Source organism: Micromonospora pisi (assembly GCF_003633685.1).
Lineage (GTDB): Bacteria > Actinomycetota > Actinomycetes > Mycobacteriales > Micromonosporaceae > Micromonospora_G > Micromonospora_G pisi.
The window spans coordinates 2,758,104-2,784,002 of record NZ_RBKT01000001.1 but is presented as its reverse complement, the minus strand read 5'-3'; the positions used below and the strand labels follow the sequence as shown (position 1 = coordinate 2,784,002).

Below are 25,899 nucleotides of genomic sequence, written 5' to 3'. Positions count from 1 at the left end.
CCCCGGCGCGAGCGGGGTCAGGCCGGCGGAGCCAACCAGCGGGCGGGGTGGGCGAGGACGGCGCGGACCACCGAACCGGCGGCGCCGAGCACGGCGGCGTCACCGGTGAGCAGCGAAGGCCGTACGGTGACCGGCGACCAGCCGGCGGTGAGCACCCGTCGCCGGATCTCCGCCTCCAGGGGTGGCCGGAGCCACTCCGCCAGTGGTGCGTAGATCCCGCCGAGCACGACCGTGTCCAGGTCCAGCAGGTTGATCACACCGGCGATCGCCACGCCGAGCGCGCAGGCCGCCTCGGTGAGCGCGGCGATCGCGGCGCCGTTCCCGGCCCCGGCCAGTTCGGCCAGCCGGGCGATGGCCGCGTCCGCGGGTTGGCCGAGTCCGGCCAGTCCGGCGCCGGTCAGGATCGCCTCCTGGCCGGCGTACTGCTCCAGGCAGCCCTGGGCACCACACCGGCACCGCCGGCCGGCCGGGTCGACCGGCAGGTGGCCGAGTTCCCCGCTCCAGCCCCGGGCACCCCGGAACAGGGTGCCGTGCAGCACGATGCCGGCCCCGATGCCGATCTCACCGGAGACGTAGAGAAAGGTGGCCTCGCCGGACGTACCGGCGTGCAGTTCGCCGAGGGCGGCGAGGTTCGCCTCGTTGTCCACGGTCAACCAGTGCCCGGCGGCGCGCCGCCCGCTGAGGGCGGGGTGGGCTTCGAGGGCGCCGACGAGATCCACGTCGCGCCAGCCCAGGTTCGGTGCCAGCCGTACCACGCCGGTGGCGGTGACCAGCCCGGGTACGGCCAGTGCCGTACCGGCGAGCACCAGGCGCTGCCGTTGCGCCTCGGCGTGTGCGGTGGCGGCCAGGTCGCCGAGGCCGGCGAGGACCTCGGCCGGCGGGAGCGGGCGTAGGTCGAGCCGGCGGATCGCCCGGTGCCGGACCGCGCCGGTCAGGTCGACCACGCAGGCGGCCAGGTAGTCGACGTTGATCTCCAGGCCGAGTCCGGCCGGCCCGTCGGTGGCCAGGACCAGGCCGAGGGCCGGGCGCCCGGCCCCGGTCCGGGGTGCCGGGTCCACCTCGGTCAGCAGGTGTCCGCCGATCAGGTCGTCGACCAGGGCGGAGACGGTGGCCCGGGTGAGTCCGGTGGCGGCGGCGAGGTCGGCGCGCGATGGGGGGCGCTCGGCGTCGGAGATGTGCCGCAGGACCAGGGCCAGGTTGTGTTCACGCAGGCTCGCCTGGCGTACGGCGGTGCCCGCCGCGCCCACCTGCCCGGTGCCGTGGTGCGTCACGTCTTGACAATGCCATAGGCCGGTCAAATAATTCAACGGGTAAACAAATCAGGGATGTTACGTGGAGGTCATCGATGGCTGCCGAACCGACCCGCGCCGACAAGTTCTCCTTTGGCCTCTGGACGGTGGGCTGGGAGGCCCGCGACCCGTTCGGTGACGCCACCCGCGCGCCGCTCGACGCGGTGGAGGCGGTGCACAAGCTCTCCGAACTCGGTGCGTACGGCATCACCTTCCACGACGACGACCTGATCCCGTTCGGCTCCGACAACCCGGCCCGGGACCACCACATCTCCCGGTTCCGCAAGGCGCTGGACGAGACCGGGCTGGTGGTGCCGATGGTCACCACCAACCTCTTCACCCACCCGATCTTCAAGGACGGCGGGTTCACCAGCAACGACCGCGACGTACGCCGCTTCGCCCTGCGTAAGGTGCTGCGCAACGTCGACCTCGCGGCCGAACTCGGTGCCAAGACCTTCGTCATGTGGGGCGGCCGGGAAGGTTCCGAGTACGACGTCGCCAAGGACATCCGGGCGGCCCTGGACCGCTACCGCGAGGCGGTCAACCTGCTCTCGCAGTACGTCCTCGACAAGGGCTACGACATCCGGTTCGCGATCGAGCCGAAGCCGAACGAGCCCCGGGGCGACATCCTGCTCCCCACCGTCGGGCACGCCCTGGCCTTCATCAACGAGCTGGAGCACCCCGAGCTGGTCGGTCTCAACCCGGAGACCGGACACGAGCAGATGGCCGGCCTCAACTACGCGCACGGCATCGCCCAGGCGCTCTGGGCCGGCAAGCTCTTCCACCTCGACCTCAACGGCCAGCGTGGCATCAAGTACGACCAGGACCTGGTCTTCGGTCACGGCGACCTGATGAACTCGTTCGCCCTGGTCGACCTGCTGGAGTTCGGCGGCCCGGAGGGTGCCCCGGCGTACCAGGGCCCGCGGCACTTCGACTACAAGCCGTCCCGGACCGAGAACTTCGACGGGGTCTGGGCGTCGGCCGCCGCGAACATGCGCACCTACCTGCTGCTCAAGGAGCGGGCGGCGGCGTTCCGGGCCGACCCCGAGGTGCAGGAGGCGCTCGCCGCCAGCAAGGTCGGCGAACTCTCCACGCCGACGGTGGCCGAGGGCGAGACCTACGCCGATCTGATCGCCGACCGGAGCGCCTTCGAGGACCTCGACGTCGCCGAGGTGTCGGCGCGGGGCTTCGGTTTCGTCCGGCTCAACCAGCTCGCCGTCGAGCACCTGCTCGGCGCCCGTTGATCCGTAAGCCCATCCGTATCCGTACCCCTGCTTGCTAGATCCACCCACCCCCTCAGCCACGGAGGCCGGAGATGGCGCTCGTCGCCGGGGTCGACTCGTCGACCCAGTCGTGCAAGGTGATGATCCGCGACGCCGAAACCGGCGAGCTGGTCCGTTCCGGGCGGGCCGCCCATCCGGTCGGCACCGAGGTGGATCCGCAGGCGTGGTGGGATGCGTTGCAGGATGCCGTGGTGCAGGCCGGCGGCCTGGCGGACGTGGTTGCCGCCTCGGTCGCCGGCCAGCAGCACGGCATGGTCTGTCTCGACGAGCGGGGCGCGGTCGTCCGGCCCGCTCTGCTCTGGAACGACACCCGGTCGGCCGGTGCCGCCACCGAGCTGATCGAGGAACTCGGCGTCAGCGGTCGTGCCGCCGACGCGGGTGAGTCCGGTGACCGGGTCGGTGACCTCGTCGCCGGCCGGCAGGCGTGGGCCGAGGCGGTGGGAAGCGTGCCGGTGGCCAGCTTCACCGTGACGAAGCTGCGCTGGCTCGCCCGGAACGAACCGGCTTCGGCGGAACGGACCGCCGCGGTCTGCCTGCCGCACGACTGGCTCACCTGGCGGCTGGCTGGTGCGGGCGGACTGGACACGCTCCGTACCGACCGCGGGGACGCGAGCGGCACCGGCTACTGGTCCCCGCGTACCGGCGAATACCGTTTCGACCTGCTGGAGCAGGCGTTCGGTCGGCGGCCGGTGGTGCCGGTGGTGCTCGACCCCACCGGTCGGGCCGGTGAACTGGCCAACGGCGCGCCGCTTGCCCCGGGCACCGGCGACAACGCCGCCGCGGCGCTCGGCGTGGGCGCGCTCCCCGGCGATGTGATCGTCTCCGTCGGCACCTCGGGCACCGTGTTCAGCGTCGCCGAGACGCCGTCGCAGGACAGCTCCGGTGCGGTGGCCGGGTTCGCCGACGCCACCGGCCGATTCCTGCCGCTGGTCGCCACACTCAACGCGGCGCGGGTGCTGGACGCGGCGGCGAAACTGCTCGGGGTCGATCTGGACGAGCTGGCCCGGTTGGCGCTCTCGGCTCCGGCCGGGGCGGACGGGCTGGTGCTGGTGCCGTACCTGGAGGGGGAGCGGACGCCGAACCGTCCACTCGCCACCGGTGCCGTACACGGGCTGACCCTGCGTACCTCAACCCCGGCCCACCTGGCGCGGGCCGCGATCGAGGGGCTGCTCTGCGGGCTCGCCGACGGGCTTGACGCGATGGTGGCCCAGGGCGCCACGGTCAACCGGGTGATCCTGGTCGGCGGCGGTGCCCGCTCCGAGGCGGTCCGTCGGATCGCGCCCGAGGTCTTCGGCTGCCCGGTCCTGGTCCCCGCCCCCGGCGAGTATGTCGCCGACGGTGCCGCCCGCCAGGCCGCGTGGGTCGCTCTCGGCGGTGACGCGCCGCCCTCCTGGGTGGCCAGCTCCACCCAGGAGTACGACGCCCCCGCCGCTCCGCAGATCCGGGACCAGTACGTCGCCGCCCGCGACCTGTTCATCAACCGCCCCACCCACTGACCCTGGTGTCGATCATGAAGTTGGCGCGGGTTTCGATCTCTCCCGGATGCGCCAACTTCATGATCGACAGACCCTGGGTCAACGCGCGCGGGCCGGGCGGTTCAGAAGGTGATCGGTGCGGCGCTGACGGGCAGGCCGGTGGAGGGGCCGACAAAGAGGCGTTCGGCATGATCGTTCGGCAGTCGCATCGAGTGGTCCACCCGCCCGTTCAGGTCGACGACGAGCAGCCGGGCGTTCGCCTCGGGAGTCGCCGCGCCGGGGCCGGCCGGCTCCCCAGACGTCGGTGAATCCTCGTCGGGAAAGGCGCGGACCAGGAGATGTTCGTCGTCCGCCCAGCCGATCAGATCCGAGGCGCGCGGCAGGGACATCGTGTGCTGCACCGCCCCGGTGGTCGGGTCGGTGACGGTGACAGTGACGGGGGTCAGGCCGCTGATGGGTGTGATCAGGGCCATCTGCTTGCCGTCCGGTGAGAAGGCGGGGCGGGTCAAGGTGCCGGCGTCGGTGGTAACCGTACGGACCACCTTGCCGGTCAGGTCGTAGAAGCGGACTCCGGTCACCACGGCGCCTGTCTCCAGATTCTCGGGGAGCCGCGTCAGCGTCAGCGCGATTCCCCTGCTGTCCGGCGTCCAGACCAGGCCCAGGCCCAGATGGTGGTCGGAGGTGAGGTCGGGCAGGGGAACGAAGGTGGTCTGGAGGGTCTCCGGATCGACCACGGCGAAGCGCGGCTCACCCTGACGGGGCATGTGGGTGAAGAGGATCCGCCGCCCGTCCGGTGACCACTGGCCGTTGTCGGAGTAGCCGAGCACGCTGAAGGAGTCGGCCTCGCCGGGGTCATCGATCCACCGCACGTCCCCGGTGGCGCGGTCCATCACTCCCATCCGGGTGGGATTCGGGCCGTTGTCGCCGGTCCCGACCAGCACCCGGGAGCCGTCAGGTGAGGGCATTGCGTACCGGTAGGGAATCCGTTCGTACCGTCCGGTCTTCGGGTCGAGCAGGAGCGAGTACTGGAAGTGCGGGCTCGGGTCCTCGATCGACCGATCCCGGATGCCGCTGTACGCGGTGACCACGAGCGGCTTGAACCCGCCGCCGGCGACCTGGTTGCCGCCGTCCGCGGTCCCGATCGGGCCGACAGCGGCGATCACGCCGACCAGCGTGGCGCAGACAGCGGCGGCGATCCCGCCACCGGCGACCTTCTGGACGATCCGCTGCCGTCGGGCGGTGACCAGCGCGGTACGGGCCATCCCGGCCGGCGGTGGTGCGGTCTCGGCCAGCTCCTCGAACGCGTTGCGGAGCGCTCCGGTGAGATGCAGGTTCATCGTTCCGCCTTCTCCTTCGTGCCAAGGATGTCGAGTTCGGGACAGTGGCCACGCAGCCGGGCGAGGGCGCGCGCGGCCTGGCTCCGTACGGTGGATTCGGCGCAGTCGAGGATCTCCGCGATCTCGCTGTCCGGCCGGTCCTCGAAGTAGCGCAGCACGAGCACCGCCCGGTGTTTGGGCGCGAGCCGGGCCAGTGCCTGCCGGAGCGCGAGGTGGAGGTCGACGGTGGCCGTGTCGTCCCTCGGTGCCCGAACCTCTGGCACCTGCTCGGTGCTCACCTCGCGACGCTGCCGCAGACTGCGCCACCAACTTGTCTGCTGGCGGTACAGCGCGGTACGCAGGTACGCCTCCGGGTTGCCGGTGCGGATTCGGCCCCAGTGCCGGGCACCCTTTGCCAGCACCGTCTGGAGCAGGTCCTCGGCCTGCTGGCGGTGTCCGCTGAGCGCGAGCGCGGTCCGGAACAGCGCGTGCGTACGCGCCTCGACGAAGTCGCTGAACTCCCGTTCCAGGTCAGCGTTCATGTAGATACCTGTCCCTCATGCCGATAACAACGCCGGCACCGGGCCGGCTGCTGCCTAGCGACCGAACGCAATCAAGATCTCAGATCGTCGTGGAGCGAGAACCGTCGCCGGAGCGGAGCACGGTGCAGCGCCGCCGGCCCGCCGTCGCTTCGGGAGCGCGCCGCCGCTTTGACAGCGCGCCGCTTTGACAGCGCGCCGCCGCTGTTCAACCGGCCCGGGTGTTACGACACCCCGGGGCGTTGCCGCATGCTGTGCAGGTGTCGGAGATGACCAGGACCAGCGGTGGCGGGCGGGTGGCCCGGGGCGGCGGCCCGATACACCGGATCTACAGCGTGGTCGTCTTCGTCGTACTCGCCTCACTGGACAACGTGGCGATCGGGCTGGTCCCGCCGCTCTACCGGCCGATCAGCGACACACTGCACGTCAACGTGTCGGCGATCGGGCTGGTCACCGCGGTCAACTTCCTGGTCAGCGCGGTGGCGGCGGTCGGTTGGGCGTACTACGGCGACCGGACCAACCGGAAGCCCCTGCTGATGATCGGCACCCTGCTCTGGGCGCTCGGTACGGCCGGCAGCGCCGCCGCCGGCAACTACCCGGAGTTCTTCGGCGCGGCCGGCGGCTGGCCCGCGTTCTTCGCCGCGCAGGCGGTGGCGGCGATCGGTCTCGGTGCCGTCGGCTCGGTCGGCTTCTCGGTCGTCACCGACCTCATCTCGCCCAGCCGCCGGGGGCTGGTGATGAGCTTCTGGGGCCTCTCCCAGGGCGTCGGTACGCTCGCCGGCACGCTGCTCGGCGGCATCCTCGGCTCGACCGACTGGCGGCTGCCGTTCCTGGTGCTCAGCGTCGCCGGGCTGGTCGCCACGGTCGCCTACCTGTTCACGTACGACATCCAGCGTGGGCAGAGCGAACCCGAACTCGCCGGGGCGATCGCCACCGGGCACGAGTACGACTACCGGATCGGCCGGGCCGACCTGCCGGTGATCCTGGGGCGGCGGACCAACCGCTGGCTGATCCTGCAGGGACTGACCGCGCAGGCGGCCTTCGGCTCACTGGTCTGGCTGCCGGTGCTGTTCCAGGAGCGGGCCGAGGACCAGGGTCTCTCCACCGCCACCGCGATCATCGTGGGCAGCGTCTTCGCCACCCTGTTCCAACTCGGCGGGGTGCTCTCCATTGTCGGTGGACTAGTCGGCGACGCGCTGCAACGGCGTACGCCCCGGGGCCGGGCGTTGGTCGCGGCCGTCGGCATCCTCGCGGCCGTGCCGTTCTACCTGGTCCTGTTCTTTGTTCCGATCCGGATCGACGTCCCGGACGGGGCCGGTGCGGGGACGGTGATCGGCGCGGTGCTCGGTAGTGTGCTGACCGAGCCGACGGTCGGGTTCAGTCTGCTCACCGCGTTGCTCGCGCTCGCCCTGACCTCGGCGAACTCACCGAACTGGTTCGCTCTGATCGCCGACGTCAACCCACCCGAGCACCGGGGCACCGTCTACAGTCTCGGCAACCTGGTCAACGGGGTCGGTCGGGCGGCCGGCAACGGGCTGGTCGGGGTGGCCTTCCAGGGGCTGCGGGCGGCCTTCCCACCACCGTTGAACTTCGCCGTGGGGTTGGCCGCGTTCCAGCTCTTCTTCATCCCCACCGGGATCATGTACTGGCTGGCGTCCCGTACCTCGCCACGGGACATCGGGGACGTGCACACCCTGCTGCACGACCGCGCCGACGAGGTCCGCGCCGACGGCGGGTAAGGAAGGGCCCCTTGTTAACGCTATGCGTTAACAAGGGGCCCGTCCTTACCCCTCAGGCGTGGTACCAGACGGTGACGTCGGTGGGGACCTGGTCGTCGGGGTCGAGCGGGGCACTGGAGACCAGGACGGTGGCGCCGGCCGGCAGCGGCACTGCCTCCGGACCGAAGTTGGTCAGTACGGTCAGCTCCCCGTTGCGGAAGGTGATCACGTCGTCCGGGCTGGTCAGCCAGTAGACCCCGCCCCGGCCCAGGCCGTGTTCACGGCGCAGCCGCAGCGCCGTCCGGTACAGCTCGTACGTCGAGCCCGTCACCCCTCGTTGCAGGTCGAGCGCGTACTCGGCGTACACCACGGGCTGCGGCAGCCAGCTCCGGTCGGTCGGGCCGAAGCCGTACGACGGCGCGTTCGACTCCCACGGGATCGGCACCCGGCAGCCGTCCCGGCCCCGGTGGGTGTGCCCGCTGCGCTCCCAGGTCGGGTCCTGTCGGGCCTCGTCGGGCATCGTGGTGTGCTCGGGCAGCCCCAGTTCCTCGCCCTGGTAGAGGTAGGCCGAGCCGGGCAGGGCGAGCATCAGCAGGGTGGCGGCGCGGGCCCGGCGCAACCCGAGTACGCCGTCCGGCTGCGGGTCGTCGGCGCCGATCCCGTTCGGCCGGGTCTGTCCGACCGGCAGGCCGAGCCGGGACGCGTGCCGGATCACGTCGTGGTTGGAGAGCACCCAGGTGGTGGGTGCGCCGACCGCCGAGGTCGCCTCCAGCGAACGGGTGATGACCGCGTACTGGGCGGGGGCGGTCCAGGCCGCCTCCAGGTATTCGAAGTTGAATGCCTGGTGCATCTCGTCCGGGCGGACGTACGCGGCGAGCCGCTCGGCGGGCTGCACCCACGCCTCGGCGACCAGGATGCGCTCGTCCGGGTAGCTGTCGAGCACCTCCCGCCAGTCGCGGTAGATGTCGTGCACACCGTCCTGGTCCCACATCGGTGGGCGCGGTCGGTCGGTGCCCTCGCCGGAGAGGGGTTCCTGCGGGTAGCTCCAGTCGGCGAGGTCGGCCTGCTTGATCAGGCCGTGTGCGACGTCGACCCGGAAACCGTCGACGCCCCGGTCGAGCCAGAACCGCAGGATGTCGAGGAACTCGGCGCGTACCTCGGGGCGGTCCCAGTTCAGGTCCGGCTGCCCGGGGTCGAACAGGTGCAGGTACCACTGACCCGGCTGTCCGTCGGGAGTGGTGACCCGGGTCCAGGCGGGGCCGCCGAAGACGCTCTGCCAGTCGTTGGGCGGCTCCTCGCCGGCGGCCCCCCGGCCGTCGCGGAAGATGTAGCGCTGCCGTTCCGGGCTGCCGGGGGCGGCGGCCAGGGCGGCGCCGAACCAGGGGTGGGCGGCCGAGGTGTGGTTGGGCACCAGGTCGACGATGACCCGTAGGCCGCGCGCGTGGGCGGCGCCGATCAGCGTGTCGGCGTCGGCGAGTTGGCCGAAGAGCGGGTCGACGCCGCGGTAGTCGGCCACGTCGTACCCGGCGTCGGCCTGCGGCGACGGGTAGAACGGGGAGAGCCAGATCGCGTCGGCTCCGAGTTCGACGAGGTGGTCCAGGCGGGCGGTGATGCCGGGGAGGTCACCGACACCGTCGCCGTTGCCGTCGGCGAAGGAGCGGGGGTAGATCTGGTAGATGACCGCCTCTCGCCACCACTGCGCGGGTTCCGGCTGGTCGCTCGGTGCAACCGAGGTCTGCGGCAGCTCGGTGGTCGAGGATGGAGTCTGCTGGCTGTTCAGGGCGTGCTCCCCATGGGTGTCGGGCAGGTTGGTACTCGGGCAGCCGGCCGGTGGCCGGCATGGTCCGGGGTGTTGCGTCGTTCTGTCTCAGTCTGCCGGTGTTCTGGCCACTTTGCCCAGGGCTGGGCGGGCGACGGGCTCACCCGCTGCGCGGTGGCCCGGTCGACTCTCGTACGACGAGGCGGGTGGGCAGGATGATCGATGCCGAGGTCGCCCGGGGGCGTCCCGCCAAGGGGTCGAGCAGCAGGCCGGCGGCGAGCCGGCCGTGGGTGGCGGCCGGCTGGGCGACCGTGGTCAGCCCGACGGCGGCGGCGAGGTCGTGGTCGTCCAGCCCGATGACGCTGACGTCCTGTGGCACCCGGAGGCCGGCCGAGCGGAGCGTGGACATCGCACCCATCGCCATCTCGTCGCAGGCGGCGAAGATCGCCGTTGGTGGTTCGCCCCGGCTCAGCAGGTCGAGCGTCGCCTGGCTGCCACCGTCGACGGTGAACTGGGCTTCGACGTCCAGCCGGGGATCAGGTTTCTGTCCGGCGGCGAGCAACGCCTGCTGGTAGCCGAGTCGCCGGTCGATGTGGGTGGTGAAGGAGAGTTCCGCGGAGGCGTCACCGGCCAGGTGCGCGATCCGGTGGTGACCGAGCGAGAGCAGGTGGGCGGTGGCGGCCCGGGCCGCGCCGACGTCGTCGATCCGGACACTGGGCCATCCCGGTACGGCGGCGCCGGAGCTGACCGTCACCCCGGGCAGTCGTAGTTGGGCGATGGTCGCCAGTTCGGCTTCGGAGAGTGGGGTGGAGACCAGCATCAACGCGTCGGCCCGCTTCTGCAGGTTGCTGGCGTGGAGCAGTTGCCGGCGGTTGCTCTCCTGGTCACCGAGGTTGTAGAGGAGCAGGTCGTACCCGGCTTCGCGGAGGGTCTCCTCGGCCGCGTCGACCACCGTGCCGAAGAACCAGCGGGTGATCTGGGGGACGACCACCGCGATCGTCCCGGTACGCCCGCCGGCGAGCCGGGAGGCGCTGGGTGAGGCGGTGTATCCGAGCTGTTCGGCGGCGGCGAGCACGCGGGCGCGGGTGGACTCCGACACCGTCGGCAGCCCGCGCAGGGCGCGGGAAACCGTGGCGGTGGAGACCCGCGCCAGCCGTGCGACGTCGTCGATCTTGGTCACGGTGTTACGTGCTCCGCTCAGTCAGGCCGCCACCTCGCGGCCCCGCCACCTCCGTCGGGTGCCCCGGGCTCAGCCCTTGACGCTGCCGGCGAGCAGGCCACGGACGAAATACCGCTGTAGGGAGAGGAAGACGATCAACGGTATGACGATCGAGACGAACGCGCCCGAGGTGAGCCGTTGCCACTCGCTGCCCCGGGTGCCGGCCATCTCGGCCAGACGTACGGTCATCGGCGCGGTCTCGTCCCCGCCCCCTGCGAAGATCAGCGCGACCAGCAGGTCGTTCCAGACCCAGAGGAACTGGAAGATGCCGAAGGCCGCGATCGCCGGAGTGATCAGCGGCAGCACGATCGTCCGAAAAATCTTGGGATGGGTCGCCCCGTCCACCCGGGCCGCCTCCATCAGGTCCCGGGGGAGCTGCGAGACGAAGTTGTGCAGCAGGAAGATGGCGAGCGGCAGGGCGAAACAGGTGTGGGCGAACCAGACCTGGACGAAGCGCTGTTCGTCAGCGAGATCCCAGGCCGGCATCAGGGTGACGCCGCCGAGGCTCACGCCCTGCGAGAAGAACCGGAGCAGCGGCACCAGCGCCATCTGCAGCGGCACGATCTGGAGCGCGAAGATGCCGATGTAGATCCAGTCCCGGCCGCGAAAGTTGATCCAGGCCAGCGCGTACGCGGCCAGCGCGGCGAACGCCAGTGGGAAGAGCACCGACGGAATGGTGATCACCACTGAGTTCACGAAGTAGCTGGCCAACTGGCCGGAGGAGGACGAGCGACCGAAGAGAACCTGTTGGTAGTTCTCCAGGGTGAACTGCGGGTCGCTGAAGAAGGTCCACCAGCCGGTGGTCTTGATCTGGTCCTCGGGCCGGAAGGAGGAGATGAACAGGCCGAAGGTGGGCAGCGTCCAGACCACCGCGATGACGATCGAGACCACGGTCGCGGTCCGGCTGTTGAGCCGCTTTCGTACCCGGCCGCCGACGGTGGTCGGTTGGTCGGTCGCGGTGGCGGCGGTGCCGGCGCGTACGGGAACGGCGGTGGTCATGTCATACCTCCCGCTGCTTGCGCAGGTTGCGGATCTGGTAGATCACGATCGGGATCACCAGGACGAAGAGGAAGACCGCGAGTGCCGAGCCCTGGCCGGTCTCGCCGTAGCGGAACGCCTGGTTGTACATCTCGCTGGCGATCACGTTGGTGTCGAAGTTGCCGTTGGTCGCGGTCCGGACGATGTCGAAGACCTTGAGTGTGCCGATCGAGATGGTCACCACCACGACGATCAGCGCCGGCCGGATGCTCGGGAGCGTCACCTGCCAGAACATCTGCCACGGGGTCACCCCGTCCAGCCGGGCGGCCTCGACGATGTCGCCCGGGATCGCCTTGATCGCGGCGGAGAGCACCACCATGGCGAAGCCGGCCTGGATCCAGATCAGGATGACGATCAGCAGCAGTGTGTTCAGCGGCGGCTCCTGCAGCCACTGCCGGGGTTCGCCGCCGAACCAGACCACCACCTGGTTGAGCAGACCGATCTGCTCCTGGCCCTCGCCCCGGTAGGCGTAGACGAACCGCCAGATGATGCTGGCGCCGACGAACGAGATCGCCATCGGCAGGAAGATCAGTGACTTGGCGACCGCCTCGAACCGGGCCTTGTCCACCATCACGGCGTAGAGCAGGCCGGTGGTGGTGGCCAGCAGCGGCACCAGGATCACCCAGATCAGGGTGTTGATCAAAACCCGGACGATCTCGTCCTGGCTGAACAACCAGCCGTAGTTACGCAATCCGACCCAGGCGTCGCTGCCACCGTCCATGAAGGAGAGCACCACGGTCCGGATCGCCGGGATGACCAGGCCGACCAGGAGCAGCAGCACGGTGGGCAGCAGGAAGAAGAGGCCGAAGAGTCCTTCGGCGCGCCTGGGGCGCCGGGCTCGGGCGGCGCCGGCCGGCGGGCCGGCGTCGGCGACGGCGACCAGCCGGGCCTCACGCCGGCGGGCGAACCAGTTTGGTACGACATCGAGCAGGAGCAGCAGGCCGCCGACCACGACGACGAAGGCGACCAGCCCGTACAGCAGCATGACGAGCTTCGGTGCCTCGTCCGCGAAGTCGAAGTTCATCCGCCCTCCCCGGGGCCACTAGACGAGCCGGTGGTCCGGTCCGGTACGCCGGACCGGACCACCGGGTGAGCTCATTTCGGCCAGGTGCTCTCGATCTGGTCGAGGGTGGCAGCGGTGTCCTTACCGTTGATCCACTCGATCATGCCCTTCCAGAACGTGCCCGCGCCGACGGCCGCCGGCATGAGGTCCGAGCCGTCGAAGCGGAAGACGGTGTTCGGGTCCTGGAGGATCTCCACGGAGAGCTTGTCGATCGGGTTCGGGACGTTGTTGACGTCCAGGCCCTTGTTCGCGGAAACGTTGTTGCCGAGCTTGGCCCGGGCGTTGGCGTACTCGGGGGAGGCGAGGTAGGTCTGCACCTTCTGCACCTCGGGCCGGTCGGCGAAGGCGACGGTGAACTCGCCACCACCCAGCACCGGCTTGCCCTTCGCCGGGTCGACCGCCGGGAAGTAGAAGGCGTACACGTCGCCGTCCTCGGCGACCTTGGTGCCCGCCGGCCAGTTGTTGGCGTAGAACGACGCCTGCCGGTGCAGTGCGCACTTGCCCTGCAGGATCGGCAGACCGGCTTCCTGGAAGGAGGTGGCCGCGATGCTCTTGACGTCGCCGTAGCCGCCGTTGACGTACTTCGGGTTCTTCAGGATCTTGCCGGCCTCACCGAGCGCGCTGACGACCCGCGGGTCGTTGAACGGGATGCCGTGGGTGGTCCACTGGTCGTAGACGTCGGGAGTGACCGTACGAAGCATCAGGTCTTCGATCCAGTCGGTCGCCGGCCAGCCGGTGGCGTCACCGGACTCGATCCCGGCGCACCAGGGCTTCTCGCCGCTGGCGGCGATCTTCTCGCTCAACGTGAGCAGGTCGGCCCAGGTCGTCGGGACCTGCCAACCCTTCTCCTTGAACGTCTTCGGGGAGTACCAGACGAAGGACTTCACGTTGGAGCCGAGCGGCGCGCCGTAGAAGGTGCCACCGACGGTGGAGTACTTCAGCCAGTCCGGCGAGAAGTTCTGCTCGGCCATCGCCTTGGTCTCGGCCGATGCCGCCTTGAGCTTGCCGGCTGCGGCGAACCGGTTGAGCAGGCCGGGCTGGGGGATGAAGGTGATGTCCGGGGCGTCGCCGCCGTCCACCCGTACCTGCAACTGGGCCTCGAACTCGCCGCTGCCCTCGTAGTCGATCTCGATCCCGGTGCACTTCTCGAACTGCGACCAGGAGTCCTGCAGGATGTCGGCCTCGGCGTCGCGGATCGACGCGTAGATGCTGACCTTCTCGCCGTCACTGCCCTGGTATGCCTTGTAGGCGGCGCACTCCGGGGAGTCCGCGTTGCTGTTGGTGTCGCTGCCACTCGACGAGCAGGCGGTGGCGCTGAAGGTCAGCGCGAGTGCGCTGGCGATCACGAGGGCCTGGCGTGGTCTGGTGAAGACCGCCATGCCGTCCTCCTTCCTTCGCCGGCGGTCGTCGGGAGGTCCCGTCGGTGACGCCGGCCCCGATGGGCGTGCCCATATGTAAGCGCTTGCAAGTGGAGCCGTCCACCCCTCCCGTGGCACGAGCCCGTAACGATTCGGAAACCTGCTCGTTTACCGCTGGCCGTTCCGACGTGCGGCGCGACGATCGGCCCCGTTCCACATAGTGGATCTTGTGCGATTCAGCGATCGACAAGTCGAGATGTCCGCCGCGGCGGTTACGACAGCCGCCGGGTACGACACCGGGGTCGTCGCACCGGGCCTCCGTCGGGGAGGACGAGAACCCGGTACGACGACCCCGGTGGGTCGAAGGAATCGTGATCCAGAACAGGAAGGAGAGGAGGGGGAGGGGAGGTCTTTCGGGGAGGGGGAGGGATCGGATCGAGGGGATGAGGGATCAGGCGGCTAGTTGAAGATGCTGACCCCGCCCGGGCCGACCAGCAGCCCGATGATGATGAGGACGATGCCCCAGAGCAGTTGCCGCCGGAACAGTGCGAGCACGCCGGAGACGACCAGTACGACTGCGAGAATCCAAAGAATCAGGTCCATGACCGGTCAATACCCGACCCGATTTCCGCAGAAACCTTCGCCCGATCCGCCTCCTCTGAGAGGTGGAACACGCTGTAGGCCTGCTTGATCACCGGGTGTGCGACGTTGCGTACGCGGACTCCCCCGGGCGTGGTGCCGCGCTCCGTGCCGTGGTGGGCGTGACCGTGGATCGCGAGCGCGGTCGGTGCCGAGTCGATGGCCTCGCCGAGCAGATAGGAGCCGAGGAAGGGATAGATCTCCAACGGTTCACCGGCCAGGGTGTCCGGCACCGGCGCGTAGTGGGTCAGCGCCACGCGTACGTCCGCCTCCAGCTCCCGCAGCGCGGTGCCGAGCCGATCCGCGACCGCGGTGGTGGTCCGGATGAACGCTTTCATCTCCGGCTCGCCGAACTCGCTGGCGCACCGGCCGGCGAATCCGCCGCCGAAGCCCTTGGCCCCGGCGATGCCGAGCCGGTGCTCGCCGCATTTCAGCACCACACCGGTGCCCTCCAGCACGGTGATGCCGGCGTCCTCGAGCACCCGCACCACCTGCGGCACCTGGTCGCAGTGGTGGTCGTGGTTGCCCAGCACGGTCACCACCGGTACGTCCAGCCCGCCGAACTCGGTCGCCACGCAGCGCGCCTCGGACTCGGAGCCGTGCCGGGTCAGATCCCCGGCGAGCAGCAGTACGTCGGCGTACTCGGCGATCTGGTCGAGTGCCGGCCGGAACCGGCCGACCACGTCCTCGTCGAGGTGTACGTCGCCGACCGCGGCGATCCGGATCACCATGTCGCCTCCTTCACGGCAACTCCTCCACCTCGGTCGGGGCCTGAGCGCGGATGAGTCCGATGTCGACCTTCAGGGGCAGGTCCGGGTACGTCTCGGCGACCCGGCGCAGGATCTCCTCGCGTCGCTGCTGGCTCTCCACCTCGCCGTAGAGCACCAGTGACTGGTCCCGGCGGACCACGTTGATGCCCTGTTCGGCGATGTCGGCGTTCTCGGTCAACAGCCGTTGCACGGCCGCTTCCAGATAGTCGTCGGGCCGCTCGACGGCGACCCGGTCCGGTTCGGTCATGCCAGCACCTCCTTCTCGGCCCGCGTGGCCTCAAGGTCGGCTGCCGCGGTCGTGGCGGCCGCCCCGTCGGTCGCGGGTACGACGTCAAGCCGGTTCAGCAGGATCAGGAACGCCTCGGCGTACGGCGAGTGCCCGGTCTCCTCGCGGACCCGTGCCCAGTCGATCTGCTCGCGCAGGGAGCGGGCCAGCGGCAGCCCACGGGCGAAGTCGCAGTAGTGCTGGGAGAAGCTGAGCAGCTTGTGCACCATCAGCCGGGTCGCGGTGAGCACCGGCATGTGGATCGCGTCGACCGGACGGACCACGGTGTCGGCCAGGGTGTCGTCGGTGACGGGGGTTTCGATCGGGCGGTGGATCAGGTCGACCAGCCGGCCGTTGTCGTAGACCTTGACCAGCCAGTCCTCCGGTGGGCGTTCGGCGACGAAACCCTCCGCCACCAGAGCCTCCAGGGCACGTTCGGTGTCTTCCTCACGGAGCAGGAAGTCGACGTCGTGGTCGCTCGAATGGCCGCCGTGGGCGTATACCGCGAAGCTTCCGCCCAGGGCGAAGGGAATCTCGGATTGTTTGAGGACGGCGGCGACCCGCTTGAGGGTGTGCAGCAAACCCTCGTCCCCGCGGTGATCCATGACAGCTCCCGTGGTGGGTTGTGGCGGGCATCTGGTCGGTTGGGTGCAGATTTGTCGGTACCCCGCACCCCGCTCCTTCACACCTGGGACGGCACGCGGGTCGAGATCCATCCTGGCCGACAATTACCTCATTGTCGTCGAAAAGCCGTGCAGTTTTTCCGGAAATTCACCCCATACCATCCTGAAATGCATCGAGGAGTGCGAACGCCCGGTACCGTTGCTGAGCGTGGCCCCATCTGCGCAGGATCGGCACGTTGAAACGGTCGGCAGGGGGCGACTTCGCGTCGTCGCGCTTGTCGGCATCGATGGCTCAGGTAAGACCACCCAGGCACACCGGCTCGCAGTGGCACTCAACCGGGCCGGTGTGCACTCCACCTATTGGCGCAATGCCGGCGGTCGGCGCTGGTTCGGCCGGGCCGCCCGGCGACTCGGGCGCCCGGACGCCGTGCGCCTGCTCGGCCCCACCGGGTTGCTGATCGTCGAGTCGATACTGCGCGGGCTGGCGATCGTCCGCGCGCTGCTCCGTTCCGCCGTACGCCGCCGGCTGGCGGTGATGGACCGTTACGCGGTCGACCAGTACGCCAGCGTCCGGGTGCACAGCGGGAGCCGGCGCGGGGAACGGCTGGCCCGCCTCTTCTACCGGTTCTTTCCCGAGCCCGAGGTGACCTTCCTGCTCTCGGTCGAGCCGGCCGAGGCGTACCGGCGGATCGGCATCCGGGGCACCGACCACGAGAGCATGGAGTACCTCATCGCGGCCGACGCCGCCTACCGCTCCCTGCCGGAGTACGGCACCTTCGTGGTGATCGACGCCAACCGTCCACCGGACGAGGTCACCGCCCAGATCGCCGTCTACCTGCGGCCCTGGCTCACACCGGAGCCGCCGCCGACCGTCCGGTCGCCCGAACCGTCGCCGGTCCGGCTGCCGGCACCGCCTGAAGCGGCGTCCCCGCCGCCTCCGGTGATGCTGGGCCGGGCCGTCAGCTCGGGTGGCTGACCCGAAAGGCCGTCCCCGGACGCCGAGGCCCCGGGCGGCTGACCCGGGGCCACGGCCGCCGACGGTCGAGCCGGCCGGCGGCCTCCAACGGCGGGTTTCGTCGAACGCGCAGCGGTCCCGCGTCGGATTGCGCTGAACGCGAAGCCTTTCTGCTCTCGGCAGACGGGGCTGGCTGGTCGCGCCGGACCGGCCGCAGGATCAGTGGCATGCGTCTTCTCATCCTCGGCGGCACCGTCTTCCTCGGCCGCGCGGTCGCCCGGCTGGCCCGCGCGTCCGGCCATCACGTCACCTGCGCCGCCCGTGGTGTCTCCGGCGAGCCGGTGGCGGGGGCCAGGTTCGTCCAGGTGGACCGCGACCACCCGGCTGGTCTGTCCGCACTGGACGGTGAGCGGTTCGACGCGGTGGTCGACGTGACCCGGCGGCCGAGCCACGCCCGGCACGCGGTGGCCGCCCTGGCCGACCGGGTCGGCCACTGGTCGTACGTCTCCACCTGCTCGGTATACGCCGACAACGCCACCCCGGGTCAGCGGGCCGACACGGCGAAGCTCACCGTCCCCGCCCCGGTCGAGGTCGACAACCCGGTCGGCGAACACGCCGACTTCTACGGCCCCTGCAAGGTCTCCTGCGAAGACGCGGTACGCGACGGCGTCGGCCCGGAACGCGCCTTCATCTGCCGGGCCGGTCTGATCGTCGGGCCGGAGGATCCAAGTGACCGGTTCCCGTACTGGGTGGCCCGGTTGGCTCGGGGTGGTGAGGTACTTGCCCCCGGCACCCCGGACGACCGGGTCCAGCTCGTCGACGTCGACGACCTGGCCCAGTGGTTGTTGTACGCGGCCGAGAACGGCCTCGCCGGCACCTTCGACGGGATGAGCGCAGCACTGTCCCGGAGCCGTTTCCTGGCCGAGGTCGCCGCCGGGGTCGGCCGGCCCGACCCGGAGCTGACCTGGGTCGAGCAGGACTTCCTCCTCGCCCGGGACGTCCGGCCCTGGACCGGGGAACGGTCCCTGCCGCTCTGGTTGCCGTTGCCCGAGTACGGCGGCTTCCTGGCTCGGGACGTGACCGACTCGCTGGCCGCGGGGCTGCGGATCCGGCCGATCGCCCAGACCGCGGCCCGGACGTTGGAGTGGATCCGGGCCAGTCCCGGCGACGTGAAGGCGGGCGGGTTGGAACCCGCGCAGGAGGCGGAGGTGTTGCGGGAGTGGGCCGCCCGTCAGTAGCTTTCGCTGGTGGGAAAGATTGCACAGGTTTACCCAGGTCATGAGCCGGGTGGGCTGATCGTCCAGATCGGCGGCCTGCTGCCGTCCCTCTCGCCGGCCGAGCAACGGGTGGCCCGTTTCGTCCTCGCCGATCCGGCCGGCGCCGCCCGCCGTACCATCACCGATCTCGCCACCTCGGCCGAAACCTCGGAGGCGACGGTCGTCCGGTTCTGCCGCTCGGTCGGGCTGACCGGTTACCCGCAACTACGTATCCGCCTGGCCGCCGAGGCGGCCAGGCGGACCGAACCGCCGGACGGTCGGGTGGTCGCCGGCGACATCCCGCCCGGCGCAGGTCTGGCACAGGTCATCGCGACCGTCGCCTACCACGACGCCCGGGCGGTCACGGAAACGGCGGAACAGCTCGACCCGGTCGTCTGTGAACAGGTCGTCGCGGCCCTCCAGCGGGCCGGCCGGATCGAGGTCCACGGGGCCGGTGCCAGCGGACTCGCCGCCCTGGACCTCCAGCGGAAGCTGCACCGGATCGGCCGGCTGGTCTCCTGTTTCCCGGACGGGCAGACCGCGTTGGCCTCGGCCGCCCTGCTCGGGCGGGGTGACGTCGCCATCGGGATCTCGCACTCCGGGGAGAGCGCCGAGACCCTGGCCGTGCTGGAGCGGGCCCGACACCGGGGCGCGACCACCGTCGCCCTGACCAGCTTCCCCCGGTCGCCGGTGGCCGGGGCGGCCGATGTCGTACTGGTCACCGCGGGGCGGGAGACCACGTACCGGACGGGCGCGACAGCCAGCCGGCTGGCCCAGCTCACCGTCGTCGACTGCCTCTTCGTCGGATTGGCGAGCCGCAGCGGGAGCCCGGCCCGACGGCTCTGACTGTCGGCGCCGGGGGCGGTCGGTATGCGGACACCGCGATCTGTTGATCAAGGGGACTTTGCGCGCCGGCCGGATTGTTCACCACTCACAGGGGTATTCCCGGACCGTGGTGAACCGACCAGGGTCCTGGCGCGTGTTGTTGCAGTGACGAGGATCGCAGGCCAGCGGTGATGCGGATCGCTGCGCGTCGTTATGTCGCGGTGTTGCCATTTAGCAGGCTCAAGGGCTGCGCCACCGATCCGCGAATCAGCGCGGAACCGGGTTTCGGGCAGTTGAACGGGCCTCCTGACAGCAAGCTTCGATCGTGCTCACAGGAACTACTCAGGCATTCGTGACACTTTCGACCCACGAGATGGAATCCCCAACGCGTCTCAACTGTTGTGTAGGTGTCAGCGCCACAGGGCACAGCAGGGGTTACGGGGGAGGGCTGATGAACGTGGGGATGGCAGGTAACCGGGCAACCGGGGCAGACGAGGGGACCGTGAGCGACGTGGAGAAGAGCATCGTGATGCGTACCGACGAGGTTGCCGAGGAGCGCGACCTGGTCGGCGTCTACCTGCACGAGATCTCGCGCACACCGCTGCTCGACGCGGCCAAGGAGGTCGACCTCTCGAAGTCGATCGAGGCGGGCCTCTACGCGGAACACCTGCTCGACACCGAGCAGGTTCCGGACGGCGTCGGTCGCGAGGAGCTCGAGCGCCTGGTGGTCGAGGGGGAGCGGGCGAAGGATCTGTTCATCCGGGCGAACCTGCGACTGGTGGTTTCGATCGCCCGTCGTTACGTGCGTTCCGGGATGCCGATGCTCGACCTGATCCAGGAGGGCAACACCGGCCTGGTGCGGGCCGTGGAGAAGTTCGACTACGAGCGGGGATACAAGTTCTCGACGTACGCCACCTGGTGGATCCGTCAGGCGATCAGCCGGGCGATCGCCCAGCAGGAGCGGACCGTACGGCTCCCGGTGCACCTGGTCGAGGACGTCAACCGGATGCGTAACGTGGCGCGTCAGCTCACCCGTGAGCTGGGCTCCGACCCCGAGCCGGAGCAGATCGCGGCGGCCCTGGGCGTAACGGTGGAGCGGGTGCACGAGCTGGTGCGCTGGTCGCAGGACACGGTGTCGTTGGACACCCCGGTCGGCGACGACGGCGACACCAACCTCGGTGACCTGGTCGCCGACAGCGACGCCCCGTCGCCCGAGGAGATCGTGCTGACCGCACTGGAGCGGCAGCGGATCGAAGGGCTGCTCAACCACCTCGACGACCGTTCGGCGGGCATCATGCGGGCCCGGTACGGGCTGGAGGACGGCCGCGAGCACTCGCTCACCGAGGTCGCCTCGCGCTTCTCGCTCTCCCGTGAGCGGATTCGTCAACTGGAGATCCAGGCGCTCGGCCGGCTCCGCGAGCTGGCCCGTGCGGAGGGCCTCCAGGCCGCCTAGAGCAGCCGCCTGACCGAACAGCCAGCCGCCTACCGACAACGCGAGCAAGCCACGGCCGGTGCCCCGACAGGGCGCCGGCCGCACGCGTACCTGGGTCAGTCGCGGAAGCTGGCGACCACGTCGCCGACGCGCCGCTCCGGTTGGGTGGCACAGGCCTCGGTGACCGCGGTCAGCCCGAACGGGCTGTCCAACTCGGGAACGCCCCGCGCCAGTGCGATCGCCTGGAGTGCCCGCATCCGGTCCTCCCTCGGTGCCTGGCGGAAATCCGCGCAGGAGGACTGGCTGGTCAGGCCACCGCTGTCGTCGAGGTCGCCGAGGATGTTCCGGGCGATCAGGCAGACCACCGCCACCGCGACGACCACCACGGTCAACCCGATGAGGAGTGCGCGCCGGGAGAACCGGCGTCCGGTTCCGGGCGGAGCCGGTGTTGGGGTGGCGGCGGCGGTCGCCGTCGCGGGGCCGGCGGGAGTCTGCGACGCGGCGCTGGGGGGTGGGACGGCGGCCACGGCGGCGGCGAGTTCGGCGGCGTACGCCGGGTCCTCCCGGATCGCCGTGGCGAGCAGGCGCCGTACCAGGGAATTGTTGCGGGGTTGCCGGACGAACTCGGCCAGCGCCTCGGTCTCGCCGAGGGCGTGCAGCCGGGCGGCGACGGTCCGGTGGAGCGACCGGGCGGCGGAATCCACGCCTGGGGTGTCGGGGCCGGTCGTGCCGACCGCTGGCAGGTACGGCGTCAGGCGTTCGATCGCCGCACCCGCCAGCGCGTCGGTGCTCTCGGGCGTGGTCACCCGGGCAGGTTAGCCGACCCGGCCGTAGCCGTACGGGGTCATCATGTCGACGCTGGCCAGTGTCACGTTCTCACCGAAGCTCGGTGCGTGGATCACCTGGTTGCTGCCGACGTAGAGCGCAACGTGCCCGAGGCCGCTGTAGAAGACCAGGTCACCGGGTTGGAGCGAACCCCGGCTGATGTGTGCCACCTGGTTCCACTGCATTTCCGCGTTGTGCGGTAGGGACTTGCCGGCGGCCTTCCACGCGGCCAGGGTGAGGCCGGAGCAGTCGTAGCCGTTCGGTCCCTCGGCGGCCCAGACGTACGGCTTGCCGATCGCGTTGTACGCGTAGGTGACGGCGACGCCAGCCTTGCCGGAGACCGCAGGGATCTTGCCGGTGTACTTGCTGCCGCTGGTGCTCACCGAACCGTACGCCTTGCGGCGCATCTCGGAGAGCTTCTTGATCTCGCCCTCGATCTTCTTCTTGCCGGCGTCCAGTTCCTTGGCCTGCGAGGTCTGCCGGGCCAGCGTGGCGTCGAGCCGGGCTTTCTGGTCGATGTACTCCTGCTGGGCGGCGGTCAGGCCGGCGAGCTGCTCTTCCCGGTTCCGGGCCAGGTAGTCGAGGGTGCCGAGCCGGTTGACCAGGCTCTCGGCGGCGTTGTCGCCGAGCAGCGCGTCCGCCGTACGCAGTCCGCCCGCCTTGTACGCCTTGGTGGCGAGCGCCGCCACCTCGGCGCGGCTCTGCGTCGCCTGCTGCTCCAGCGGGCCGAGTTTGGTGCCGAGGTCGGCGACCGCGGCCTTGGTGCCCTTGATCTGCTCGTTGAGCTTGTTGTACGACTCGACGATCTTTTCCAGCTCGGTGGAGGATTTGTTGATCTGCTGCGTCAGCTCGGCGGCGGAGGGTTCCGCCTGGGCGATCGTGGTGGGCGCGATCAGCCCGACCGCCAGACCCGCCAGGACGAGCGAGCGCAACAGGATCCGCGCGGATGGCAAGAGTGCGGAGCCCCTTCCGTTCTCGCCGCCGATCGATGTCGCGACCTCTGGTCCCGGTGCTCGGGTACGAGGTCGAGCCGATGTGTCCGCTCGGTCGCGCGGTGCGCGCCCTCGGGCGTGAGGCCCGGCACATCGGCCGTTTCCGCCCGGGGGCGGTCGCGTCCGTTGTGGAGCGGTCCCGGGCGCGATTGCGGAGTGTCACCTCGCGGTCACGTCCGGCCGGTGCGGTTCGGCGGCGCCGGGCCGGCGTCACCCAGGGGGATGACTGACCACCGGACCAGCGAAAACCAACCTAGTCCCCGAACCGGTCGCGGCAACAGTGGGGGTCGATCATTCTGTGACGAGGTGAACGATTTCTCGAATGCCCTGATCACGTGGCGTGGTGAGGCGGAACCGCTTGGTGATATAAGCGGTGGATCCCGCACCGGGACTCGCCGATTGCCCCTTTGGCCGGTGTTGGCAAATGAGGTACGGGCTGTCGGTAGGTTAAAGCACCGCAAAGAAGGACATAAATCTGTCCAGTGAGCTAGCTGCCGCCTGGAAATCTGCCAGGTGGCTGAAATAGCCCTTCCCTCTCCTGGCACGTGCTTCGCACAATGATTGCAGAGCGGGAATCGATTTCTCGCAACGGCATCGTTGCAAAACGATGATCGGCACCTGGCTGCCACCAAGTGCCGATCTTTACAACCACTCTTCACCACGCACACCACAGCCCGCCTCACGAGCCGTTGGAGGCTGTCATGCATCCTACTCGCGACTCCGCGCGCCGACCAGGTACACAATCCGTCACCGGGCGAGGGGCCGATCGGCCGGCGCCGGTGGATTTCTACCGCCGACCGGGAGTCAGCGTCACCAGCGAATGGTTCACCGTGGCCGGACGGCGGTTCCCGGTGGCCGAGCTGACCCAACTCAGGACCGCGCGCGGCCCGCACGACCCGCTCACCGTACGGGCCGTGGTGGTCACCGGCGGGGTGCTGGTCGTGATCGGCATCGCGTTCGGCTACACCGGTGAGTTCTACCGACTCAACGCCGCCACCTATCTGGCGCTCGGTGCCGCCGCGTTCGTGCCGGTGCTCCTCGCGTTCCTCGGGCACAGGCTGCGGCCGCCGACGTGGGAACTGTGGGGCCGCTACCGGGGCGAGATGATGCTTCTGTTCAGCAGCGACCAGGAGCGTCAGTTCGGCCAGCTCACGCGCGCCCTGCGCCGGGCACAGGAGGTCGCCCGGTACGGCGGCGTGGCCGAGCCGGTCGTCACCGCGCCGCCGCCCTGGGAGCCGCCGGCCCACTGACCCGCGCCCCGCTCGACAGTGCCGTGCCGGATCAGGCCAGATCGTGCGCGATGGCCGCGATCCGTTCGAGGGACTCCGCCGGGCTCATCGCCGCCCGTCGTAGTCCCTCGAAGGTCATCAGGTGCGAGGTGACCGACTCCGGGTGGTCGAGGACGTCCTCCAGGCCGGTGCTCTCCAGATAGACCGCGTCCGTCTCCTCGGAGCCGTCGAAGCAGACGATCACGAACTGGCCGAGTGGGGTGTAGATGGTGGAGGTGAACGGCAACACCTGCACCGTGATGTGCTCCACCTTGCCGAGCCGGACCAGGTTGAGCAGTTGCTCGCGGATCACGTCCCGACCGCCGGTCTGGCGGTGCAGGGTCGCCTCGTCGAGCACCACGTCGATGACCGGTGGGTCGGGCCGGTCGAGCACCTCGCGCTGGCGCCGCAACCGCAGCGCCACCGACGCCTGGGCCTCGCTCGCGTCACTGAAGTTCGGTATCACGGACCGGACCACGGCCTGGGCGAACGCCTCGGTCTGGAGCAGACCGGGCATGCCGACCGACTGGTAGAAGCAGAGTCGTGACGCCTCCGCCTCCAGGCCGATGTACGCGTAGTACGCCGGCGGCACGCTGTCCCGGTACTGCGACCACCAGGTGCGTTGCCTTGCCACCCGGGCCAGTTCCACCAGTTTCGCCACCTGGGCCGGATCGGTCACCTGGTAGTGGTGCAGCAGGGCCTTGACGTCGTTGGTGGAGATGGAGACATAGCCGGATTCGATCCGGATCAGCTTGGAGAGCGACCAGTCCATCGCAAGAGCGACCTGCTCCTGGGTCAGCCCGGAGGCCTCCCGGGCCCGGCGGATCGCCGAGCGAAGTCTGCGTCTGCCCACCGTTGGGCCGAATGCCGTGCTCATCAGCAGATTTCTCTCCGTCAACGGCACCACACCGGCGGCTGAGCGAGGGGGCGCTGGCCGGTGTCGTCAGATCCGGTCCTGGACGGATCCGGTCCTTCTCAGAGCGGGTGATTCCTCGGAGCGGGGGTGTTTCCGGGGTGCCACCTGGCGATCGGCTACCTACCAGATGGGAAGGCTATCGTGCAGGCTACACCGGCCGCGCAAACCAACACCAGAGGTTTGCAGCGGGCCGGAGTCGTACCGTGGCACTCGGTGTAACCCAGAAATGAAGCACCATAATGCGCGCATTTGCGGGCTATCCGCCCCGCTGGCCGACCGGTATCGTCTGCTCGTCGCGGCACCTGCCGTGAAGGTAGCGGGTGCCGAGGAGGACGCATGTCGCAGCCGGATTCCGTCGCGGGTACGTGGCGGAAGAGCACTCGATGCGAATCGCAGAAGTGCGTCGAGGTTGCCGAGGTGACAGCGGGAATGGCGGTGCGCAACTCCACCGACCCCGAGCGCCACGTCGTCTTCCCGGCGACCGCCTGGCAGGCATTCGTCGACACCGTCCGGCTCGGCGAGTTCGACCGGGGCTGAGTGCCCGCCGGGGCGCCCGGGCCGGCCGGTGACGCGCCGTACGGAGTGCCCCACGGCACGGGATTCACGTACCGGCTCATGCTTCACTCAGGATCGCCGGCCAACGGGCCCGATCCGGACGTACGGCATCGAATCGACGTGGAGCGTGCCCGGTTGCCGTGCGGGAGGGGCGCCCGAGGGCCCGACCGGCCGGGGGTCAGCCGGCCACGGTCTGCGGCTGCGGCTGCTCCTCCCGCACCTGGGCGTTGATCCGTCGGCGTACCACGCGTTCGGCGTAGAACGACACGAACGGGACAGTGCCGGCGAGCATCACCAGCAGCATCTGGCCCAGCGGCCACTTGGCCCTGCGGGTCACGTCGAACGCGGCCACCAGGTAGATCATGTAGAGGAAACCGTGGGCGGGACCCACCGTCTCCACCACCACCGGCTCGTCCCAGCCGTACTTCAGTGGCATTCCCACCACCACCAGCAGGATCAGCACGACGCCTACCACATAGGCGATCACACGGTATCGGGTCAGGGCTGCGCCCACGTCGTTC

Annotated in this window: 25 protein-coding genes; 9 read left to right on the top strand and 16 right to left on the bottom strand. The window is 69.9% G+C overall.

Going from position 1 to position 25,899, the window contains the following annotated elements; translation table 11 throughout:
* Positions 1 to 17: 17 nt before the first annotated feature.
* The gene (locus BDK92_RS11395; RefSeq protein ID WP_246016966.1) at positions 18 to 1,271 is read right to left on the bottom strand and encodes an ROK family protein; all 1,254 of its coding nucleotides are present in this window, start codon (positions 1,269 to 1,271) and stop codon (positions 18 to 20) included.
* 74 nt (positions 1,272 to 1,345) lie between these two features.
* Here BDK92_RS11395 and xylA point away from each other — a divergent pair, with 74 nt between their 5' ends.
* Positions 1,346 to 2,533, top strand: a complete 1,188-nt coding sequence (gene xylA, locus BDK92_RS11390) for a xylose isomerase (protein ID WP_121156687.1) — start codon at positions 1,346 to 1,348, stop codon at positions 2,531 to 2,533.
* Positions 2,534 to 2,604: 71 nt separating this feature from the next.
* The gene (locus BDK92_RS11385; RefSeq protein ID WP_121156686.1) at positions 2,605 to 4,068 is read left to right on the top strand and encodes a xylulokinase; all 1,464 of its coding nucleotides are present in this window, start codon (positions 2,605 to 2,607) and stop codon (positions 4,066 to 4,068) included.
* A gap of 101 nt (positions 4,069 to 4,169) precedes the next feature.
* Here the strand turns inward: BDK92_RS11385 and BDK92_RS11380 are convergent, their stop codons facing one another.
* The gene (locus tag BDK92_RS11380; protein WP_121156685.1) at positions 4,170 to 5,384 is read right to left on the bottom strand and encodes a PD40 domain-containing protein; all 1,215 of its coding nucleotides are present in this window, start codon (positions 5,382 to 5,384) and stop codon (positions 4,170 to 4,172) included.
* Positions 5,381 to 5,905 carry a SigE family RNA polymerase sigma factor gene (locus BDK92_RS11375; protein WP_121156684.1) on the bottom strand — a complete coding sequence of 175 codons (525 nt, stop codon included), beginning with the start codon at positions 5,903 to 5,905 and terminating at the stop codon, positions 5,381 to 5,383. The genes BDK92_RS11380 and BDK92_RS11375 overlap by 4 nt, the downstream gene beginning before the upstream one ends.
* A 266-nt stretch (positions 5,906 to 6,171) precedes the next feature.
* Between BDK92_RS11375 and BDK92_RS11370 the strand changes: the two genes are divergently transcribed.
* Positions 6,172 to 7,641 (top strand): MFS transporter, encoded by a 1,470-nt coding sequence (locus BDK92_RS11370; RefSeq protein WP_121161982.1) that lies wholly within the window; start codon positions 6,172 to 6,174, stop codon positions 7,639 to 7,641.
* A 52-nt stretch (positions 7,642 to 7,693) separates the two neighbouring features.
* Here BDK92_RS11370 and BDK92_RS11365 read toward each other — a convergent pair whose 3' ends face one another.
* The 9 genes from BDK92_RS11365 to BDK92_RS11330 all read right to left on the bottom strand — a co-directional run bounded on the left by BDK92_RS11365 (position 7,694) and on the right by BDK92_RS11330 (position 16,336).
* Positions 7,694 to 9,364 carry a glycoside hydrolase family 13 protein gene (locus BDK92_RS11365; RefSeq protein ID WP_121156683.1) on the bottom strand — a complete coding sequence of 557 codons (1,671 nt, stop codon included), beginning with the start codon at positions 9,362 to 9,364 and terminating at the stop codon, positions 7,694 to 7,696.
* Between the two features lie 175 nt (positions 9,365 to 9,539).
* A complete protein-coding gene (locus BDK92_RS11360) occupies positions 9,540 to 10,559 on the bottom strand; it encodes a LacI family DNA-binding transcriptional regulator (protein ID WP_121156682.1) in 1,020 nt (339 codons plus the stop codon).
* A gap of 69 nt (positions 10,560 to 10,628) precedes the next feature.
* On the bottom strand, positions 10,629 to 11,597 hold the full coding sequence (locus BDK92_RS11355; protein ID WP_121156681.1) for a carbohydrate ABC transporter permease: 969 nt from the start codon (positions 11,595 to 11,597) through the stop codon (positions 10,629 to 10,631).
* A gap of 1 nt (position 11,598) precedes the next feature.
* Positions 11,599 to 12,660 carry a carbohydrate ABC transporter permease gene (locus BDK92_RS11350; protein ID WP_121156680.1) on the bottom strand — a complete coding sequence of 354 codons (1,062 nt, stop codon included), beginning with the start codon at positions 12,658 to 12,660 and terminating at the stop codon, positions 11,599 to 11,601.
* A gap of 71 nt (positions 12,661 to 12,731) precedes the next feature.
* Entirely contained in the window at positions 12,732 to 14,078 is a 1,347-nt protein-coding gene (locus BDK92_RS11345; RefSeq protein ID WP_121156679.1) for an ABC transporter substrate-binding protein, read from the bottom strand.
* A 438-nt stretch (positions 14,079 to 14,516) separates the two neighbouring features.
* Entirely contained in the window at positions 14,517 to 14,660 is a 144-nt protein-coding gene (locus BDK92_RS38935; protein ID WP_170208550.1) for a GPGG-motif small membrane protein, read from the bottom strand.
* A complete protein-coding gene (locus BDK92_RS11340; protein ID WP_121156678.1) occupies positions 14,651 to 15,427 on the bottom strand; it encodes a metallophosphoesterase family protein in 777 nt (258 codons plus the stop codon). Before BDK92_RS11340 ends, BDK92_RS38935 begins: the two co-directional genes overlap by 10 nt.
* Positions 15,428 to 15,437: 10 nt before the next feature.
* Positions 15,438 to 15,713 (bottom strand): hypothetical protein, encoded by a 276-nt coding sequence (locus BDK92_RS11335; protein ID WP_121156677.1) that lies wholly within the window; start codon positions 15,711 to 15,713, stop codon positions 15,438 to 15,440.
* Positions 15,710 to 16,336 carry a nucleotidyltransferase family protein gene (locus tag BDK92_RS11330; RefSeq protein ID WP_121156676.1) on the bottom strand — a complete coding sequence of 209 codons (627 nt, stop codon included), beginning with the start codon at positions 16,334 to 16,336 and terminating at the stop codon, positions 15,710 to 15,712. Before BDK92_RS11330 ends, BDK92_RS11335 begins: the two co-directional genes overlap by 4 nt.
* Before the next feature lie 217 nt (positions 16,337 to 16,553).
* On the opposite strand from BDK92_RS11330, the gene BDK92_RS11325 reads away from it, so the two are divergent.
* The 4 genes from BDK92_RS11325 to BDK92_RS11310 all read left to right on the top strand — a co-directional run bounded on the left by BDK92_RS11325 (position 16,554) and on the right by BDK92_RS11310 (position 20,843).
* Complete coding sequence (locus tag BDK92_RS11325) at positions 16,554 to 17,330, top strand: dTMP kinase (RefSeq protein WP_246016965.1); 777 nt, start codon at positions 16,554 to 16,556, stop codon at positions 17,328 to 17,330.
* 206 nt (positions 17,331 to 17,536) lie between these two features.
* Entirely contained in the window at positions 17,537 to 18,547 is a 1,011-nt protein-coding gene (locus BDK92_RS11320) for an NAD-dependent epimerase/dehydratase family protein (RefSeq protein ID WP_121156674.1), read from the top strand.
* 9 nt (positions 18,548 to 18,556) lie between these two features.
* Positions 18,557 to 19,411, top strand: a complete 855-nt coding sequence (locus BDK92_RS11315; RefSeq protein WP_121156673.1) for a MurR/RpiR family transcriptional regulator — start codon at positions 18,557 to 18,559, stop codon at positions 19,409 to 19,411.
* A gap of 442 nt (positions 19,412 to 19,853) precedes the next feature.
* Positions 19,854 to 20,843: a sigma-70 family RNA polymerase sigma factor gene (locus BDK92_RS11310; RefSeq protein WP_121156672.1), complete on the top strand. Its 990-nt coding sequence runs from the start codon at positions 19,854 to 19,856 to the stop codon at positions 20,841 to 20,843.
* A 95-nt stretch (positions 20,844 to 20,938) separates the two neighbouring features.
* On the opposite strand, the gene BDK92_RS11305 is transcribed toward BDK92_RS11310, so the two are convergent.
* Positions 20,939 to 21,628 carry a hypothetical protein gene (locus tag BDK92_RS11305; protein ID WP_121156671.1) on the bottom strand — a complete coding sequence of 230 codons (690 nt, stop codon included), beginning with the start codon at positions 21,626 to 21,628 and terminating at the stop codon, positions 20,939 to 20,941.
* 9 nt (positions 21,629 to 21,637) lie between these two features.
* Positions 21,638 to 22,600, bottom strand: coding sequence for a C40 family peptidase (locus tag BDK92_RS11300; RefSeq protein ID WP_121156670.1), 963 nt, complete (start codon positions 22,598 to 22,600; stop codon positions 21,638 to 21,640).
* Positions 22,601 to 23,418: 818 nt separating this feature from the next.
* Between BDK92_RS11300 and BDK92_RS11290 the strand changes: the two genes are divergently transcribed.
* Complete coding sequence (locus BDK92_RS11290; protein ID WP_121156668.1) at positions 23,419 to 23,889, top strand: DUF6232 family protein; 471 nt, start codon at positions 23,419 to 23,421, stop codon at positions 23,887 to 23,889.
* Positions 23,890 to 23,920: 31 nt separating this feature from the next.
* Here the strand turns inward: BDK92_RS11290 and BDK92_RS11285 are convergent, their stop codons facing one another.
* The gene (locus BDK92_RS11285) at positions 23,921 to 24,784 is read right to left on the bottom strand and encodes a helix-turn-helix domain-containing protein (protein WP_121156667.1); all 864 of its coding nucleotides are present in this window, start codon (positions 24,782 to 24,784) and stop codon (positions 23,921 to 23,923) included.
* A 375-nt stretch (positions 24,785 to 25,159) separates the two neighbouring features.
* Between BDK92_RS11285 and BDK92_RS11280 the strand changes: the two genes are divergently transcribed.
* Positions 25,160 to 25,360 (top strand): DUF397 domain-containing protein, encoded by a 201-nt coding sequence (locus tag BDK92_RS11280; protein ID WP_121156666.1) that lies wholly within the window; start codon positions 25,160 to 25,162, stop codon positions 25,358 to 25,360.
* Between the two features lie 196 nt (positions 25,361 to 25,556).
* On the opposite strand, the gene BDK92_RS11275 is transcribed toward BDK92_RS11280, so the two are convergent.
* Positions 25,557 to 25,892 carry a DUF3817 domain-containing protein gene (locus tag BDK92_RS11275; protein WP_121156665.1) on the bottom strand — a complete coding sequence of 112 codons (336 nt, stop codon included), beginning with the start codon at positions 25,890 to 25,892 and terminating at the stop codon, positions 25,557 to 25,559.
* Between the last annotated feature and the right edge of the window lie 7 nt (positions 25,893 to 25,899).

Excerpts from the sequence above, each read along its gene's own strand:
- BDK92_RS11330 (WP_121156676.1), bottom strand. The coding sequence starts at position 16,336 with ATGGATCACCGCGGGGACGAGGGTTTGCTGCACACCCTCAAGCGGGTC.
- BDK92_RS11385 (WP_121156686.1), top strand. The coding sequence starts at position 2,605 with ATGGCGCTCGTCGCCGGGGTCGACTCGTCGACCCAGTCGTGCAAGGTG.
- BDK92_RS11310 (WP_121156672.1), top strand. The coding sequence starts at position 19,854 with ATGGCAGGTAACCGGGCAACCGGGGCAGACGAGGGGACCGTGAGCGAC.
- BDK92_RS11285 (WP_121156667.1), bottom strand. The coding sequence starts at position 24,784 with ATGAGCACGGCATTCGGCCCAACGGTGGGCAGACGCAGACTTCGCTCG.
- BDK92_RS11280 (WP_121156666.1), top strand. The coding sequence starts at position 25,160 with ATGTCGCAGCCGGATTCCGTCGCGGGTACGTGGCGGAAGAGCACTCGA.
- BDK92_RS38935 (WP_170208550.1), bottom strand. The coding sequence starts at position 14,660 with ATGGACCTGATTCTTTGGATTCTCGCAGTCGTACTGGTCGTCTCCGGC.
- BDK92_RS11320 (WP_121156674.1), top strand. The coding sequence starts at position 17,537 with ATGCGTCTTCTCATCCTCGGCGGCACCGTCTTCCTCGGCCGCGCGGTC.
- BDK92_RS11355 (WP_121156681.1), bottom strand. The coding sequence starts at position 11,597 with ATGACCACCGCCGTTCCCGTACGCGCCGGCACCGCCGCCACCGCGACC.
- BDK92_RS11340 (WP_121156678.1), bottom strand. The coding sequence starts at position 15,427 with ATGGTGATCCGGATCGCCGCGGTCGGCGACGTACACCTCGACGAGGAC.
- BDK92_RS11350 (WP_121156680.1), bottom strand. The coding sequence starts at position 12,660 with ATGAACTTCGACTTCGCGGACGAGGCACCGAAGCTCGTCATGCTGCTG.
- xylA (WP_121156687.1), top strand. The coding sequence starts at position 1,346 with ATGGCTGCCGAACCGACCCGCGCCGACAAGTTCTCCTTTGGCCTCTGG.
- BDK92_RS11375 (WP_121156684.1), bottom strand. The coding sequence starts at position 5,905 with ATGAACGCTGACCTGGAACGGGAGTTCAGCGACTTCGTCGAGGCGCGT.
- BDK92_RS11370 (WP_121161982.1), top strand. The coding sequence starts at position 6,172 with ATGACCAGGACCAGCGGTGGCGGGCGGGTGGCCCGGGGCGGCGGCCCG.
- BDK92_RS11335 (WP_121156677.1), bottom strand. The coding sequence starts at position 15,713 with ATGACCGAACCGGACCGGGTCGCCGTCGAGCGGCCCGACGACTATCTG.
- BDK92_RS11380 (WP_121156685.1), bottom strand. The coding sequence starts at position 5,384 with ATGAACCTGCATCTCACCGGAGCGCTCCGCAACGCGTTCGAGGAGCTG.
- BDK92_RS11345 (WP_121156679.1), bottom strand. The coding sequence starts at position 14,078 with ATGGCGGTCTTCACCAGACCACGCCAGGCCCTCGTGATCGCCAGCGCA.